This window comes from Streptomyces lusitanus (genome assembly GCF_042647945.1).
Lineage (GTDB): Bacteria > Actinomycetota > Actinomycetes > Streptomycetales > Streptomycetaceae > Streptomyces > Streptomyces pseudogriseolus.
In genome coordinates, this window is the sequence record NZ_JBHRWL010000018.1 from 51,364 (window position 1) to 66,058 (window position 14,695).

Sequence of the window (14,695 nt, forward strand, 5' to 3'; positions counted from 1 at the left end):
CTCCGCGCGGCGGCACCAGCCGCCCGCCCCCTCACCTTCGGAGGTACTTGGTGGTTGCTTCGCCTGCAGCGTTCCGCGCCGGTTCCACCGCTCTCGTGCGTGCCGTGGCCCGGCCCTCGCTGCCGTTTCCTCCATGCCCTGACCTCGACGACCGCTCGCCCAGTGGTGCGTCTGCCTGTGTGGCGTGGCTACGCGCGGCCTGGGCGGACAAGGACGTCGCCGAGGCCCTCCGGTACTCCAGCCCGGTCCTGGCCGCGCAGGTAGGGGCCCTGTGCACGGCCGAGCACCCAGCCCTCCGGGATGTGCAGCGCGCGGCGCTGTCCGTGGCCCGCTACCTGCTGCGAGCCCAACACCGGGCGACGCCCTTCGGCCTGTTCGCCGGCGTGGCCACCGCGGAGTTCGGCACCCAGGCGCGGGCCGACTGGGGCGAGGAGCACGTGGCCGTCGGCCGTGCAGGGGCAGAGTGGTTGGCGGCCCTGGTCGAACGGCTGGAGTCCTGCCCGGACCTCCTCGAACGGCTGCCCGTCGTCGTCACCAACACCGTGACGTACCGGGGAGACCGGCTCATCGTGCCGTTCCAGCCCGACGTCCAGGACGACCGGACTCGCGCGGTCGAAGCGTCTTTGGCCCTGACCGGACCGGTGCACGCGGTCCTTGCCGCGACCCGGGCGCCGATCCGATTCGGCACCCTCGTGGACAAGCTCCAGGCGGAGTTCCCCGGGGCCGGTCCAGAGAAGGCACGTCAACTGCTGGCGGAGCTGATCCGGCGGCGGGTGCTGATCACGGGCCTGCACGCTCCGAGCACCGAGACCGATGCCCTCGGGTACCTGGTGGGCCAACTCGACGCGATCGACGCTGGGAGCCTCGCTCCGGTCTCGGAGACCGTACGCGAGCTCCACGCGGTTCGGGCGGGCCTGGAGGAGTGCGCCACGCACGACGGCCGGGACAGCGTCGCGGCGCGGATGCGAAACATCGTTCCCGGCCTGCGTCGCCACCCCGTCGCGCTCGACCTCCGCCTGGACGCGCAGATCGTTCTACCGGAAGCGGTCGCCCGAGAGATCGAACGCGCCGCTCTCATCCTGACCCGCTTGAGCATCCGCCCGTACGGGACCGCCGCCTGGAACAAGTACCATCAGCGGTTCTACGAGCGGTACGGCATCGGCACGATGGTGCCGCTCGCGGAGGTCGTGGCGGACAGCGGCACCGGCTATCCCGACGGCTACCCAGGCGCTCCGGCCGGCGCACGCAGGCCCCGCGTCTCCGCTCGGGACGACGCCCTCGTACAGCTGGCTCAGGCCGCCGCGCTCGACGGCCGTGACGAAGTGATCCTCACGGACGAACAGATTGAGTCCCTGGACGTGGGGCCCGACAAACCTCGGCTGCCGCCGCACTTGGAGATCGGGGTGCGGGTGCACGCGGTCAGCCTGGCAGAGTTGCAGCGCGGGCGGTTCCGGCTGGAGGTCATAACGGTGTCCCGAGGCGCCGGCGTCTCCACGGGCCGGTTCCTCAGCGTGCTGGCCCCGGCCGACCGCGATGCCCTGGCCGCCGAGCTTGCCGACCTCCCGACCGCGGACGGCAACACCGTGCCCGCGCAGCTTTCTTTCCCGCCCCTGCTTCCGGAGAGCGCCCACGTCACCCGCTCCCCACAGGTTCTACCCACCGTGATCAGCCTTCAGGAGCACCACGCCCCGCAGGACACTGTCCTCACCCTTGAGGACTTGGCTGTGGGGTGCGACGGCCGCCGCATGTACCTTGCCGTCCCTGGGCGAGGCCACCGCGTGGAGGCCGTCGGGATGCACGCCCTGAACCTGCGCACCCATACCCCACCACTGGTGCGGTTCCTCACCGAACTGTCCCGCGCCCAGTGCGCGCAGGTCACCGTCTTCGACTGGGGTGCCGCCGCGGCGATGCCGTTCCTTCCACGTCTGCGGTACGGCCGCACTGTGCTCGCACCGGCACGCTGGCGGCTGGAAGCGTCCGAACTGCCCGGCCATGCCCGCCCTCGGGCCGAGTGGGACGCCGCGCTCAGCGACTGGCGTGCCCGGCGAAGGCTGCCGCGCCGCGTCCACCTTGTAGAGGACGACCGACGTCTCTTCCTCGACCTCGACGAGGTCAGCCACCGGACGCTCATGCGTCAGCATCTCGACCGCGCGGGCCCGGCCGTGCTCGTCGAGGCCCCGGAGCCAGAGGCGTACGGCTGGTGCGGCGGGCGAGCCCACGAGGTCGTAGTTCCACTCAGGGCGACCCGACCGCCGACGTGGCCACCACTGCCCGTCCCCAGCCGGGCCCGTGCCCTGTCTGCGGCCCAGACGCAGACGCCCGCCGCTTCCCCAGTGCTTCTGGCCGCCCTGTACGGCGACCCCCGCCGCCAAGACGTCCTGCTCTCCCGGCACTTGCCCGGCCTCCTCGAACAACTCGGCAACCTGCCGTGGTGGTTCATCCGCTTCCGCGACCCGGACCAACACCTCCGCGTACGCATCGCCCTCCCCGGCCCGAAAGCCTTCGCCGACACAGCCCGAACGGTGAGCGCCTGGGCCGACGAGCTACGAAGCATCGGCCTGCTGGCCGACCTGCGCTATCCCACCTCCTACCGGGAGATGGGCCGCTGGGGCTCCGGCACCGCATGGGAGGCTGCCGAGGAGGTCTTCCGGGCGGACTCGCGCGCCATCCTGGCCCAACTCGCGCAGCCACAACGCCCCGGACTGCGCACGCTAGTGGCGGCCCACACGGTCGCCATCACCTCCGCGTTCCTCGGCACCAGCGAGGCCGGAATGCAGTGGCTGATCGACCACATCCCGCCGACAGCCCCCGCTCCCGTTCCTCGCCCGCAGTTCACCGAGGCCGTACGGCTCGCCGACCCGAGCGACGACTGGGCGGCGCTGCAAAGCGTCCCGGGCGGAGACGCCATCGTGTCCGGCTGGGCCGACCGGGAAGCGGCGCTCGCCGCGTACCGGCCGCACCTGCCCGGCCCGGACACCCAGGGCATCGCCGTCGACGACGTCCTGACCTCCCTGCTGCACGTCCACTTCGTGCGCCACGTCGCCGTGAACTTCCCGGAGGAAGAGGTATGCCTCTACCTCGCTCGTGCCGCCGCCCTGGCCTGGACAGCCCGCACCAGGGGGAAGGCTTCGTGACCGTCCACCCCGCGCTCGGCCTGGTCGACGCCATCGCCGCCCAACTCGCCGACCCCGACACCGTGCCCCTCGGCTCCAGGACGCTGTCCTCGGACCGGCAGCACCTTGCCTACGGCCCTCCCGGAATCGCGCTGCTGCACATCGAGCGGGCCGCGAGCGGCCTCGGCCCGTGGCACCACGCCCACGCCTGGCTCGCCGCCGCCTCCCGGCAGCCGCTCACCAGCGGCCCAGACAGCCACCCGTTCTACGGGGCGCCCGCCTTCGCCCACGCCCTGACCTGTGCCGCCGACCACCTTCCCGGCTCCTACCAACGCGCCCTCGACGCGATGGACGGACAGATCGCCGTCAACGTCGGACGCCGTCTCGACACCGCCCACCGCCGCATCGATGCCGGACGCCTGCCGCAGCTCGCCGAGTTCGACGCCATCCGGGGCCTCACCGGATACGGCACCTACCTACTGCGCCGAAACCCCGGCAGCTCCACGATGCGCGCCGTTCTCGACTACTGCGTGCGCCTCACCGAACCGATCACCCACCACGGCGAGACCCTGCCGGGCTGGTGGACGGAGACCGGTCCCTCCGGCAGCCCGGATGACCGATTCCCCGGCGGACACGCCAACACCGGTATGGCCCATGGCATCGGCGGCGTGCTCGCGCTCCTGGCCCTCGCCGCTCGGAACGGCTCCGTGACCGACGGGCACCACGCGGCACTGCACACCATCCTGACCTGGCTGGACCGCTGGAAGGAGAAGGCCGACGGCGGGCCGGTCTGGCCGTACTGGGTCACTCGGGGCGAGCTGCGCAGGGCGCGTCTCGCCCCGTCCGCGCCCCGGCGACCGTCCTGGTGCTACGGCACCGCCGGCCTCGCCCGCGCCCAGCAACTTGCCGCGCTCGCCCTCGGCGACATCCGACGCCAGATCGACGCGGAGAACGCGCTCGTGGCCGCCCTCACCGATCCCGACCAGCTGAAGGCCACAACGGACAACGGCCTCTGCCACGGGTTCGCCGGCCTCGCCCACGCTGCCGCGCGGACGGCCGACGACGCCCACCCCTCAACCGCGGGAAAACTCCGAGTCGCGATCCCAGCCCTCCTGGCTGCGGTCATCCCACCGGGCACCGACCCCGAACTCATGGCCAAGGCGCTCATCCAGGACCAGGAAGGCAGCTCCGGCCTCCTCGACGGCGCCGCCGGCATAGCCCTGGCCCTCCTCGCGCCCAGCACCGCCGCACCACCCCGGTCCGCCTGGGACGCATGCCTCCTCATCGCTTGATCCACCAACCGAAGGACCCTTATGCCTCCCGACCGCTGGCAGCAGCACAACATCACCTTCGTCGACCGCGAGATGGCACGGCACACCATCGCCGGACGCCTCGGCCCCGCCCTGATCGAGGCCGAGGCCGACGGGCAGCTCACCGGCTGGTGGTTCATGAACAAGCAGCCCTGGCCGCTGCGTTACCTCGCCGACAAGCCCTCACCAGCCATTGAGGCGCTTCTGAGCGATCTCATCGGCGACGGTGTGGCCGTGTCGTGCCTGCCCAGCATCTACGAGCCCGAGACCGACACCTTCGGCGGACCCGAGGCCATGGACGCGGCCCACGAACTGTTCCACAGCGACTCCCGCCACCTGCTCACCTACCAGCTGGGCCCGATGCACTTGGGACGCCGGGAAACCGCCATCCTGCTCGCGAGCGCCATGATGCGCGGCGCTGGACTCGACTGGTTCGAACAGGGCGACGTATGGGCGAAAGTCGCAGCCCTTAGACCAGCCACCAATCCACCACCACGCGAACGAGCCGCCGAACTGACCTCGTCCGTGCAGAAGTTGATGACCGTGGATGCCTACAGCCTCTGCTGCCCGAACGGTCCACTGCACAGGTATGACGAGTGGGTCACTGCCTTCGAACGGACAGGAGCCACGCTCGCCGACCTCGCAGGCCGTGGCGCCCTCACCCGCGGCCTGAGAGCCGTCATCGCCCACCACGTGATCTTCCACGCCAACCGCGCCGGTCTCCTCCGGGACGACCAGAGCGCCCTGTCCCACATCGCACGAGAGGTAGTCATGGGAACGAGTGACCACACCGAGTCGCCCACCGAGGCAACGGCCGACATCGATAGCGTCAGCGCGGTGAACACCGACACGATCACCACCCCCACGGCGGACGCCGAGCGCCTCCGCAACGCCTTGGTCGACCAGCTCCGCGCGGACGGACACGCCCGCACGCTCGCCGTCGAGACCGCGTTGCGGACCGTGCCCCGCCACGTGTTCGTGCCCGACGCGTCCCTCGAAGACGCCTACGCCAACGCGCCCGTGCACATCAAGTACGACACCGACGGCACCTCCATCTCCTGCGCCTCCCAGCCAGGCGTCGTTGCCCTCATGCTGGACCAGCTCGAAGCCCAGCCCGGCGAACGCATCCTCGAACTCGGCGCCGGCACCGGATACAACGCCGGTCTCCTCGCCCACCTGGTCGGCGAGAGCGGACACGTGACCACCCTCGACGTCGACGAGGACCTCGTGGAAGGCGCCCGTGCGCACCTCGCCGCCGCAGGGATCACCAACGCCGAGGCCGTGACCCGCGACGGGGCACTCGGCTACGCCGAAGCAGCGCCGTACGACCGGATCATCGCCACCGTCGGCGCCCACGGCGTACCGCACGCCTGGCTGCAGCAGCTCGCCCCCGGCGGCCGGCTCCTCGTCCCCCAGCGCCTCAAGGGCACGGTGTCCCGCTCTATCGCCTACGAGCAGCGTGACGGCCGGTGGGTGTCCCTCGGCAGCGAGATGAACACCTTCATGCCGCTTCGGCGGGGCATCGCCGACGACGACCGCCGAGTGATCCCTCTCAGCACGGACGGCACCGTACGACTCCAGGCCCCCGCCGGGCTCAGCATCGACGCCGATGCCCTCGCAGGTGTGCTTGACCAGCCGCGCACCGAGGAGTGGACCGGCATGACGGTCCGCGCCATGGAGTCACCGGAATGGATGGAACTGTTCGTCACCTGCTCCCTGCCCTCCGGCCTGATCCGGATGCTGTTCCCCCAGAGCGCCAAGGGCACTCTGCTCACCGAGGACCCCTACCCCTCGTCGACCGCGGTCGTCGACAAGGGTGCCGTCACCTACCTCGCCCGGCGCCTTTCGAAGGAGCAGACCCCCGAGGGCGACACGCTCTGGGAGTTCGGCGTCATCGGCCACGGCCCCGGCAGCGACGAACTGGCCGCGAAGGTCGCCGACACCATCCGCTCCTGGGATCACGACTACCGAGGCCGTGAGGCCACGTTCGAAATCCAGCCCCTCGACACCCCCGCCATCGAGCAGCGCCCCGGCCTCTTCGTCCTCGACACCCCGCTGAACCGCATCGTCGTCGACTGGCGATGACGCACCACGCGTAGCGGACGGTGCCCGTCGGTACACGGCTGGCGGGCACCGTCGCCTCAGCAATCCTTGCTTTCAACCCGGGGGAGATCCATGGACCCGCACGGCCTCACAGCCCAGCGCTTCCCGCTCGTCGCCCGATTCCGCCCCGCCTGCCGGCCCCTGCCTGAACGTGTGCGTGCACTCGTCGACCTGGCCGACACCGCGGTGAGGAAGGCCGACCAGGGTCTCGCGTCGGCCGTCTACAACCAAGCCGCGCTCATCGCCTCCGACCTCGACCTTCCCGACCTCGCCCGCGAGATGTGCCACCAGCACGCCGCCGCCTACCTCTACGCCTGCCCCCTGCCCGGCATGAGCGCAATCCGAGGACTGGAACCGGTCATCAACCTCGCCCGCCTCCAGATCCGCGCCGGCCACGCCGATGAGGGGCGTCAGCGACTCCTCGACCTGTACAGGGCCGTGGAGACCGGCACAGCGGCACGGTTCGAGGGCGTCACCGTACCTGCGGACCTCACAGCGACCGGCGAAGACCGCCAGGAAGTTCGCGCATGGCTGTGGCGCGTCCTCCTCGCAGATGGCACGCGCACCCTCACGACCGAGGGGCGATGGGCCGAGGCCCTGGCGCACATCGAAGCCCACCATGGCATCGGACAGCGGATGCTCGACGGTCGGCAGGTCGCCGTACTCGCCGCCCTCGCTGCGAACGACACGGCAGGGGCTGCTGGTCTCCTTACCGACACGAAGCCCGGCGACCCGTGGGAACAAGCCGTCACGGCATGCCTGACCGTCCTGTGCCGCCGTGACGCCGGGCAGCCGATCGACAGCCACCTGGCCGACCTGGTGACGGCCTACTTCGGACGGAAGACCGAACCCGGGATGACCGTCTTCGACACCCGCCTCGGACTTACCGTCCTCGACGCGATCGGGTCCGCCGAGGCGTCCGCCGCGCACCGCATCGTCGAGGACCTCCACCGCAGGACGACGGACGCCGAGGACGGCTACGCGGCCCGCGAGAATTTGGCTCACCCCCTGTTCGCCGAGATCGCCACGGACCGGCAAGTACACGACTGTCGCGCGCTGGTGCGCGCCTGCGCCCTCGGCACGGGGGTCTTCCCGGACGAGCTGCGAGGAGAACTGACGTCGGCTCTGCGCGCCAGCGACAGCGTGATCCGGGAAAGCCTCACACGTTCCTCCGATACCGGAGGAACGCAACCCCTGCGGGCCTGACGGTCCCTATCGGCGCTGTCGGCGCTGCTGTTCGGTAGGCGTCGTAGCCGTCGGCGGAAGCTGACCGTCGTGGGTTTGCCGGACGCGGATTGATCCTGCGAGGGTGGAGCGGCGGCGGGCGGCTTCGGCTCGGCGGTTGGGTGCTGGGTTTCGGCCGGTGTGCTGGATGCGGGTGATCAGGACGCGGGCGGGCTGTCGTGCGGTGGTCAGCTCACGCTGGGCAGCGGCTTCCTTGAGGAGCTGGTGGGGTTGGTGGCCGCGGGCTTCGGCGTCGGCGAGGACGGTGGCGAGCGCGGGCCAGGCCGGGTCGGTGAGGATGCGCTCGGCGTGGTCGGGGACGGCTGCCCGCACATCGCTGGCGAGGACGCGCCGGGCTTGATTCCTGGGTGGGCGGGCTGTGAGTTCGGCGAGCGTCGGGGCGAGGGCTCGGTCGGCGGCTGTCTGGAGGTGCTGGACGGCCTGGCGGGCGGCGTCGGCCTGGTGGGCGTGGTTCTTCGCTTCGTGCCAGCGCGCGGCGACGATGGTGGCCCAGACGAGGGCTGCGGCCAGGGCGGCCAGGGCGCTGCCGTCGGGGCCGGTGGCGGTGTGGACGATGTCGCGTGCCGCGCTGCGCAGGGCGTGGGCGGCTCGGTCTTCCGCCCGGATCTGGGAGCGCTGGGCCCGGGCGAACGCCTTGGAGGCGGCGTGGAGTTCGGCCTGCAGGTGGGCGGGTGCCGACTGGGCGGTGGCTTCAAGAAGTTCGCCGAGGGCGGTAATGCGGGCCTGGGCGTGGGCGTCGTCGGCGAGGTCGGTGTGCAGGGTGTCGAGGGCGTCAGCGGCTTGATGCCACGGGCTGCTGGGGTGGTTGCGGCGGGCGGTGGGGTGTTCCTCGGGACGGCTGGATTTGAGACGGGCCTTGATTTTGGGCAGGGAGAGGTCGGGGGAAATCTTGCTTCCGGGGTGGTAAATCTGCTCGCCGGCCTCGTTGACGTCGCCGGGGCGGCCGGCGGCGTAGCCGAGAAGGTCTCCTGACGGGCCGCGCCGGACCTGGACCTCGACGCCGCTGGCTTGCAGGTAAGCGATGAATTCCTCGGCGTTGGTCACGTGGGGGATGGCGGCGCGGATGCGGTCCTGGAGCCACTCGGGGCTGGGCTGTTGCCAGCCGAGGCGTTCGGCCTTGTGCATCTCGGCCTGAGTCGGGCGACGGCTTCCGGTTCCGTCCCCCTTCTTCAACTGCCGTAGCCCGTATTCCTTCTCGATCTCGCGGCAGGCGTCACCGACGCGCACGCCGCTGCCGTGGAGCTTGGGGCGGCGGCCGTCTTCGCGAACGGTGGTGGCGAGGATGTGGATGTGGTCATCGGCATGGCGGACGGCGATCCAACGGCAGCCCAGGTCATCCCCGGCCGGAGCGATGCCAGCCGCCTGGACGATGCGCTGCGCGATCTCGCCCCACTCGGCATCGGAGAGGTAGCGGTCCTCGGGGGCGGCACGGACCGGGCAGTGCCAAACATGGTCGGCGACCGGCTTGCCGAACTCGCCGTTGCGTAGCCGTACGGGTGCGTCGAGGTGGCGGGCGAGTTCGGTGAGGGTGGCGTTCTCGTCGCGGCCGGGGTCGGGCATGCCGAGCATCGCGAAGCCGGCCACGATGTGCGGGTCGAGGTGTTCGTCGTGGTCGCCGGGGCCGTAGAGGTAGGCGAGCAGGCCGCGGGTGTTGGCCCCGGTCGGTTTGATGGCGGCGATCACGCGGCTGCCTCCGTCTCCGGGTCGGCGGGCTTGCGCAGGGCTTCGGCGATCAGCTCCAGCAAGTCGTGGAGTTCGGTGAGGCGTTGGCGGATGTCGGGTGGGGTGTGGTCGCTGTTGAGGGCGCGGGCGATCTGGTTGATATTGACGCCGATCCGGTTGAGCTGGCGCAGGACCTGAGCGCGGAAGATGTGGGTGCGGCGGCGGTCCTCGGACAGAGGCAGGTTGGCGGTGAACCGGCCGGTGATGAAGGCGAGGACGATGTCGGCGGCGAAGCCGGAGTCGCCCCTGTAGCCGTGCTCGGCGGCGGCCTCCTGGAGACGGGTGTGCTCGTCGCCGGTGAAGCGCAGGGGGCCGACGCGGACGACGCGCTTGGTGCCGGTGAAGCGGCGGATCGTGGGCTGCACGCTCTTCACGACCGGCTCACCGCCGACGCTCTCGGCGGTGTCGGCGGCGCGTACGGGGCGCAGGGTCTCGCATTGGACGGTGTGGAGGGTGTCCGCGTCGGGGCCGCCCTCGGCCCCGACGTCCTGGCCTGGCGCCCCCTGGTGCTGGGCCGTCTCCGCCACCCCCGGGGCGGAGACCCCCGAAGACCGGCCTTGAGTCGGACTTGGGGTACTACTGGCTCCGCCCGGGGCAGGTCGTCCGAACGCGCGGCGCCAACGGTCCATCAGCGTAGGGGACTTCGTTAGCGATTGCGGATCATCGGGAATGTGGTCGGGGCGGCACCGGTCGTGCGTCATGGACGGTTCTCCAGAGCGGGGTGGGGAGGGAGTGCGGGTCACGGCGGAGATCAGATGGAGTTCGGACGGCTGCCGCCGCATCCACAGGTGTGGACGACCGTGCGTTACACGGGGCAGTGGCCGGCGGGCCGGGTGACCAGAAGGTTCCGGTCACCCGGCGGCGGTTCCGGTCAGCCGCCGGGCCGATCGGTCTCGGCGGAGGCTTCGAGTTCGGCGCGGAGGATGTCCATCACCTCAGTCAGCCGCTGGCTGCCGACCGTCAGCCCTTTGTCCTCAACCGCCGCGCGGACGACGGCCCGGGTGAGCTTGCCCTGCTCAGCGGCAGCAGCCCGGCCGATCTCCACGAGTTCCTCAAGAGGAGCCCCGGGCGGACGGCCACCGCGCACCTTGCCCGCCGCAGCGGAGGCGGGCGATTCCGGCGACTGGACGGATACAGCGGCCGACAGCCCAACGGCCGGGACGGGCTGAGTCGCGGAGCCTCCGCGTCTTGGCGCAGGTGGTGGAGGAGTTCCTCGGTGGACAGGCTCTCCACCTCACGCTGGGCGTAGAACACCCGGCGGATATCGGCGAGAATCCGCGCCCCGCTCGGGTGGTCCTCCTCGGCCGCCACTTCGGCGGCGACCATCCGCGCGCACGCGAGGCGCGCCCGCCGGGGCCAGTGCCCGCCAGCCAGGTCGGCGACGATGACCAGGGGCTCCCAGGTGTCCGCGGCACGGTCCTCGACCGGCATCTCCGGCTCCAGGTCCGCGGCCTCGTCCAGCAGGGGCCTGGCCCACGCGGCGATACGGTCGCGCAGATCGTGCAGGGCCGGGATGTCACGACGGGAGCGGAAGGGCTTGACCTTCTCGCCCTCGGCCCGGCGCCGCATCCGGATCACCACCGACCGGTCCATAACCGTGTCGGGCAGCTCGCCGATCCCCGCGATGGCCGCCATGGCGAAGGTCGCGAAGCGGTGCGGGGTGTGGTCGTTGCCCACCACCCGGGTCACGTAGCGACCCCGCTGGTGGCCGGCGTTGAGCAGGCCGCGCGTCTCCTCGTTCTTCTCCGCGACCTTCGGGCCGAAGATGGTGTCCGCCTCGTCCACCAGGAGGGTTGGCGGGTTGTCCTCGGAGATCGATCGGAAGATGGCCGCCGGGGTGGTGTTGATGGTGAGCATCGGTTCGTGGACCGTCTCGGTCAGCACGTCCAGGAGCCGTGACTTGCCGCACCGCTTCGCCGGCCCCACCACCGCCAGGCGCGGGGCGTGCTGCCACGCGGGCTGCATGTGCGTTGCCGCCACCCACAGGGTGATCGCGTCCAGGGCTTCCGGGGAGGGCGGGATCACGAACTGGGCGATCTGCCCGTGCAGTTCGTCCAGCAGCTTCGAGCCGTGGGTCGGCTCCGCGTCGGGTATCTCCACGAGTTCGCTCGGCGTCTTGGCCTCGTCGGCGCTGCGGGCGTCGTCCGCATCACCGGTGGGGCTCGGATCGGCGTCGTCGGCCTGCGTGGCGTGCAGGTGGGCGCCGGGTCGGCCGGGGATGGCTGCTGCGGGCCAGACGGCCTGGGCGGGGGCGGAATAGGGCTCGGGGTTCTCGGGTTGCACTCGGCAGCTCCTTGTCTGGCGGTGGCGGGCTGGCATGCCCTGGCCGCCGGGTCGGTTCACATGGGACTGGTGGGGAGTCATCGGGCCTCCGGCGTTGCACCGCCGGGGGCCCACCCTTTTCTCGCGGGCGCCAGGCCATCGCGAGGGAACACGGACGGTACGTCCACGCCCGGCAACAGTCCAGCGTTTCTGTGTCAGCTCAGCGCAGAACCGTCTGCTACGGTTCCCCGCTCTCACGCGGCCAGGCCCAACAAAACCAACAGGTCTGCGGTCACCACCCGGTAGGCGTTGCCCAGCCTCAGCACCTTGCACGGGTACTGGCCTCGCTTCGCCAGCTCGTACCCCTTGCTCCGCCCCAGCCCCAGCGCCCGGTTGCCCGTCTCCAGGTCAACAGCGGCGGGAAGCTCCAGCAGCTCCTCGCGGCTCATGCCCTTCGCCCGGCCGACGGGTTCGTTCTCGCGCATACGCGCTCCATCCATGACTGAGCCCTCGGCGAACACGGCGATCGCGCTCGTCTCCCGGCCATGGAATCAACGTTAGGCAAGTTAATGTGTCTTCATGACACAACACCGTTCCGACCATGGATCTGAGAAGGACGACGCAGACGACGTCCTTGAGTGGGAGGACCACGTCATGGCCACCGTGGCCGGCGAGGTCCGCAGACGACGGAAGGAACTGGGGTGGAGCGCACAGGATCTGGCCGACAGGTGCGAGGAGATCGGCTACCCGATCCCCCGCAACGTGATCGCCAACATGGAGTCCGGCCGCCGCGCCGGCCTGCCCCTGGTCGAGGTCATGGTCCTGGCCAAGGCCCTGCGTATGTCCCCGATCAGCCTGATCTACCCCGTCGGCTACGTCGACGAGGTCCGCCAACTCCCCTACGAGGACCCGCGACCGGCCTGGGACGCCCTGCAGTGGTTCACCGGCAGCTCGGCTGCCGATGACGCCACCGACTACATGCTCGACCACTTCCTGGCCCACGACCTCGAACTCCGCCCAGCCTTGGCCGCCGTGGAGAGTGAGGACTACGAACGCTGGAAGGTCAAGACCGCCCCCAACCGCGTCCAGCGGGAAGCAGCCGAGCGCGCCTTGGCCCGGTACGCCGATCAGGCCGCCAACGCCAAGCACGAACTACGACGCCACCGCGACGCCATCCGCGAAGCCGGCGGCACTCCACCCCACCTGCCCTCGCAGCTCGACGACGTCGACCCACCCGATACCGACCCCACCGAGGAGAACGATCTTTGAAGGGTTCCACCCACCGCCGCTGCTACTGCCGCGACCCTCACACCGGCAAGCCGCTCGGCAAGAAATGCCCCAAGCTCTCCAGCCGCAAGCACGGCTCGTACTCCATACGCCAGGAGCTTCCGCCCCGCGAAGACGGCACCCGCCGCTCCTTCAGCCGCGCCGGCTACGACTCCCTCAAGGCCGCCCAGGCGGACCTCGACCACGTGCGCGCGCTCGTCGGCCTGGCCGACGCCGACGACTCCGAGGGCCTGGCCCAGATAGCCGAGTTGTTGGAGAAGGTGGCCGACGATAGGGCCCCGCTGCCGAACATCGAGGCCACCCGCAGGCGCCTCAGCCACGGCCTGGACCTGACGAGCAGGCTCACGGTCGGCGAGTGGCTGGACATGTGGCTGGCGGGCAAGAAGGGGCGGCAGAGCGCCATCAGCCGCGACGAGAGCAACATCCGTGTCCACCTCAAACCACGGATCGGGCACTACCGGCTCGACCGCCTCCGGGTCGCCCACCTGTCGGAGATGTTCGAGGCCATAGCCGAGGCCAACGTCGAGATCGCGGAGGGTAACGCAGCCCGCCGCAAGGCGTTCGAGGACCTTGCCCAGATCCCCTGGAAGGGCCGCGAGCCCCGCGCCCGCCGTAAGGCGATGAAGGCAGCCATCGCAGAGATGGAGCCCTACCGCCGTATCGTCGGCCCGGCCACACGCCAGCGCGTCCGCTCCACCCTGCGGGCCGCACTGAACGCCGCGATCGCCCAGCAGCTCATCACCTTCAACCCGGCCGCCCACGTCGAGTTGGAGGCAGGCAAGCGACCCAAGGCCCTCGTATGGACCGAGGAGCGCATCCTCCACTGGAAGCGCACCGGCGAGAAGCCGTCGTCGGTGATGGTCTGGACGCCGGAGCACACTGGCCTCTTCCTCGACCACGTTGCGGAGGACCGCCTGTACGCCCTCTTCCACCTGATCGCGTTCCGCGGACTGCGACGGGGCGAGGCATGCGGCCAGAAGTGGACCGACACCAACCTGGACGCCGGTCTCATCACCGTCGCCAAGCAACTCGTCGTGGACGGCTGGGAGGTGTACGAGGACGACCCCAAGACCGACGCCGGCGCGCGGACCATCGCGCTCGACTCCGACACGGTCCAGGCCCTCAAGCGGCACCGCGCCCAGCAGGACAGGGACCGTAAGAAGTGGGAGAGCGCCTGGGTGGAGACCGGACGCGTCTTCACCAAGGAGAACGGCGAGTTGCTCCACCCCGCCAACGTCACCCGGCGGTTCATCGAGCTGTACGAGGAGATCGACCTCCCGCCGGTCAGGCTCCACGACCTCCGCCACGGTGCCGCGACCCTCGCCCACGCGGCCGGGGCCGACCTGAAGGACATCCAGGAGATGCTCGGCCACTCCTCGATCACCATTACGGCCGACACGTACACGAGCCTGCTCCCGGAGGCGGACCTGGCGATCGCCGAGGCCGCAGCCCGACTCGTCCCGCGCGCCCGCGCAACCTCCGAGAACACCGCCTCCGACGCGGAGCCTGAGCCCGACGACGCGGGGCATCCCGGCCCGGAGCCCGTGCCGGATGGTGCTGATCCGTTGGGAGGAATTTCGGAGATCAACTCTCCGTCCGCTCACGCACCGCTCACGCAAACGGCCCCGGACGAGGAGTCCGAGGCCGAGTAGG

At 70.7% G+C, this 14,695-nt stretch carries 10 protein-coding genes; 6 read left to right on the forward strand and 4 right to left on the reverse strand.

Annotated elements, in window-relative coordinates:
- Window positions 1–179 precede the first annotated feature (179 nt).
- The 4 genes from ACFOSY_RS24435 to ACFOSY_RS24450 all read left to right on the forward strand — a co-directional run bounded on the left by ACFOSY_RS24435 (window position 180) and on the right by ACFOSY_RS24450 (window position 7,732).
- Window positions 180–3,134, forward strand: coding sequence for a lantibiotic dehydratase (locus tag ACFOSY_RS24435; RefSeq protein WP_394310522.1), 2,955 nt, complete (start codon window positions 180–182; stop codon window positions 3,132–3,134).
- Window positions 3,131–4,405: a lanthionine synthetase C family protein gene (locus ACFOSY_RS24440; protein ID WP_394310525.1), complete on the forward strand. Its 1,275-nt coding sequence runs from the start codon at window positions 3,131–3,133 to the stop codon at window positions 4,403–4,405. Before ACFOSY_RS24435 ends, ACFOSY_RS24440 begins: the two co-directional genes overlap by 4 nt.
- A 21-nt stretch (window positions 4,406–4,426) precedes the next feature.
- Window positions 4,427–6,508 carry a methyltransferase, FxLD system gene (gene fxlM, locus ACFOSY_RS24445; RefSeq protein WP_394310527.1) on the forward strand — a complete coding sequence of 694 codons (2,082 nt, stop codon included), beginning with the start codon at window positions 4,427–4,429 and terminating at the stop codon, window positions 6,506–6,508.
- A gap of 90 nt (window positions 6,509–6,598) precedes the next feature.
- Window positions 6,599–7,732, forward strand: coding sequence for a hypothetical protein (locus tag ACFOSY_RS24450; protein ID WP_394310529.1), 1,134 nt, complete (start codon window positions 6,599–6,601; stop codon window positions 7,730–7,732).
- A 6-nt stretch (window positions 7,733–7,738) separates the two neighbouring features.
- Here ACFOSY_RS24450 and ACFOSY_RS24455 read toward each other — a convergent pair whose 3' ends face one another.
- The 4 genes from ACFOSY_RS24455 to ACFOSY_RS24470 all read right to left on the reverse strand — a co-directional run bounded on the left by ACFOSY_RS24455 (window position 7,739) and on the right by ACFOSY_RS24470 (window position 12,240).
- On the reverse strand, window positions 7,739–9,454 hold the full coding sequence (locus tag ACFOSY_RS24455) for a relaxase/mobilization nuclease domain-containing protein (RefSeq protein ID WP_394310531.1): 1,716 nt from the start codon (window positions 9,452–9,454) through the stop codon (window positions 7,739–7,741).
- Window positions 9,451–10,020, reverse strand: coding sequence for a MobC family plasmid mobilization relaxosome protein (locus tag ACFOSY_RS24460; RefSeq protein WP_394310534.1), 570 nt, complete (start codon window positions 10,018–10,020; stop codon window positions 9,451–9,453). The genes ACFOSY_RS24455 and ACFOSY_RS24460 overlap by 4 nt, the downstream gene beginning before the upstream one ends.
- A 433-nt stretch (window positions 10,021–10,453) precedes the next feature.
- Complete coding sequence (locus tag ACFOSY_RS24465) at window positions 10,454–11,776, reverse strand: DUF3631 domain-containing protein (protein WP_394310537.1); 1,323 nt, start codon at window positions 11,774–11,776, stop codon at window positions 10,454–10,456.
- Window positions 11,777–12,009: 233 nt separating this feature from the next.
- A complete protein-coding gene (locus ACFOSY_RS24470; protein WP_269743354.1) occupies window positions 12,010–12,240 on the reverse strand; it encodes a hypothetical protein in 231 nt (76 codons plus the stop codon).
- A gap of 94 nt (window positions 12,241–12,334) precedes the next feature.
- Between ACFOSY_RS24470 and ACFOSY_RS24475 the strand changes: the two genes are divergently transcribed.
- Together ACFOSY_RS24475 and ACFOSY_RS24480 are read left to right on the forward strand one after the other, a co-directional pair.
- The gene (locus tag ACFOSY_RS24475; protein WP_394310540.1) at window positions 12,335–13,024 is read left to right on the forward strand and encodes a helix-turn-helix domain-containing protein; all 690 of its coding nucleotides are present in this window, start codon (window positions 12,335–12,337) and stop codon (window positions 13,022–13,024) included.
- Window positions 13,021–14,694: a site-specific integrase gene (locus tag ACFOSY_RS24480; RefSeq protein ID WP_394310543.1), complete on the forward strand. Its 1,674-nt coding sequence runs from the start codon at window positions 13,021–13,023 to the stop codon at window positions 14,692–14,694. The genes ACFOSY_RS24475 and ACFOSY_RS24480 overlap by 4 nt, the downstream gene beginning before the upstream one ends.
- Window position 14,695: the final 1 nt, after the last annotated feature.

Excerpts from the sequence above, each read along its gene's own strand:
- ACFOSY_RS24470 (WP_269743354.1), bottom strand. The coding sequence starts at position 12,240 with ATGCGCGAGAACGAACCCGTCGGCCGGGCGAAGGGCATGAGCCGCGAG.
- ACFOSY_RS24450 (WP_394310529.1), top strand. The coding sequence starts at position 6,599 with ATGGACCCGCACGGCCTCACAGCCCAGCGCTTCCCGCTCGTCGCCCGA.
- ACFOSY_RS24475 (WP_394310540.1), top strand. The coding sequence starts at position 12,335 with ATGACACAACACCGTTCCGACCATGGATCTGAGAAGGACGACGCAGAC.
- fxlM (WP_394310527.1), top strand. The coding sequence starts at position 4,427 with ATGCCTCCCGACCGCTGGCAGCAGCACAACATCACCTTCGTCGACCGC.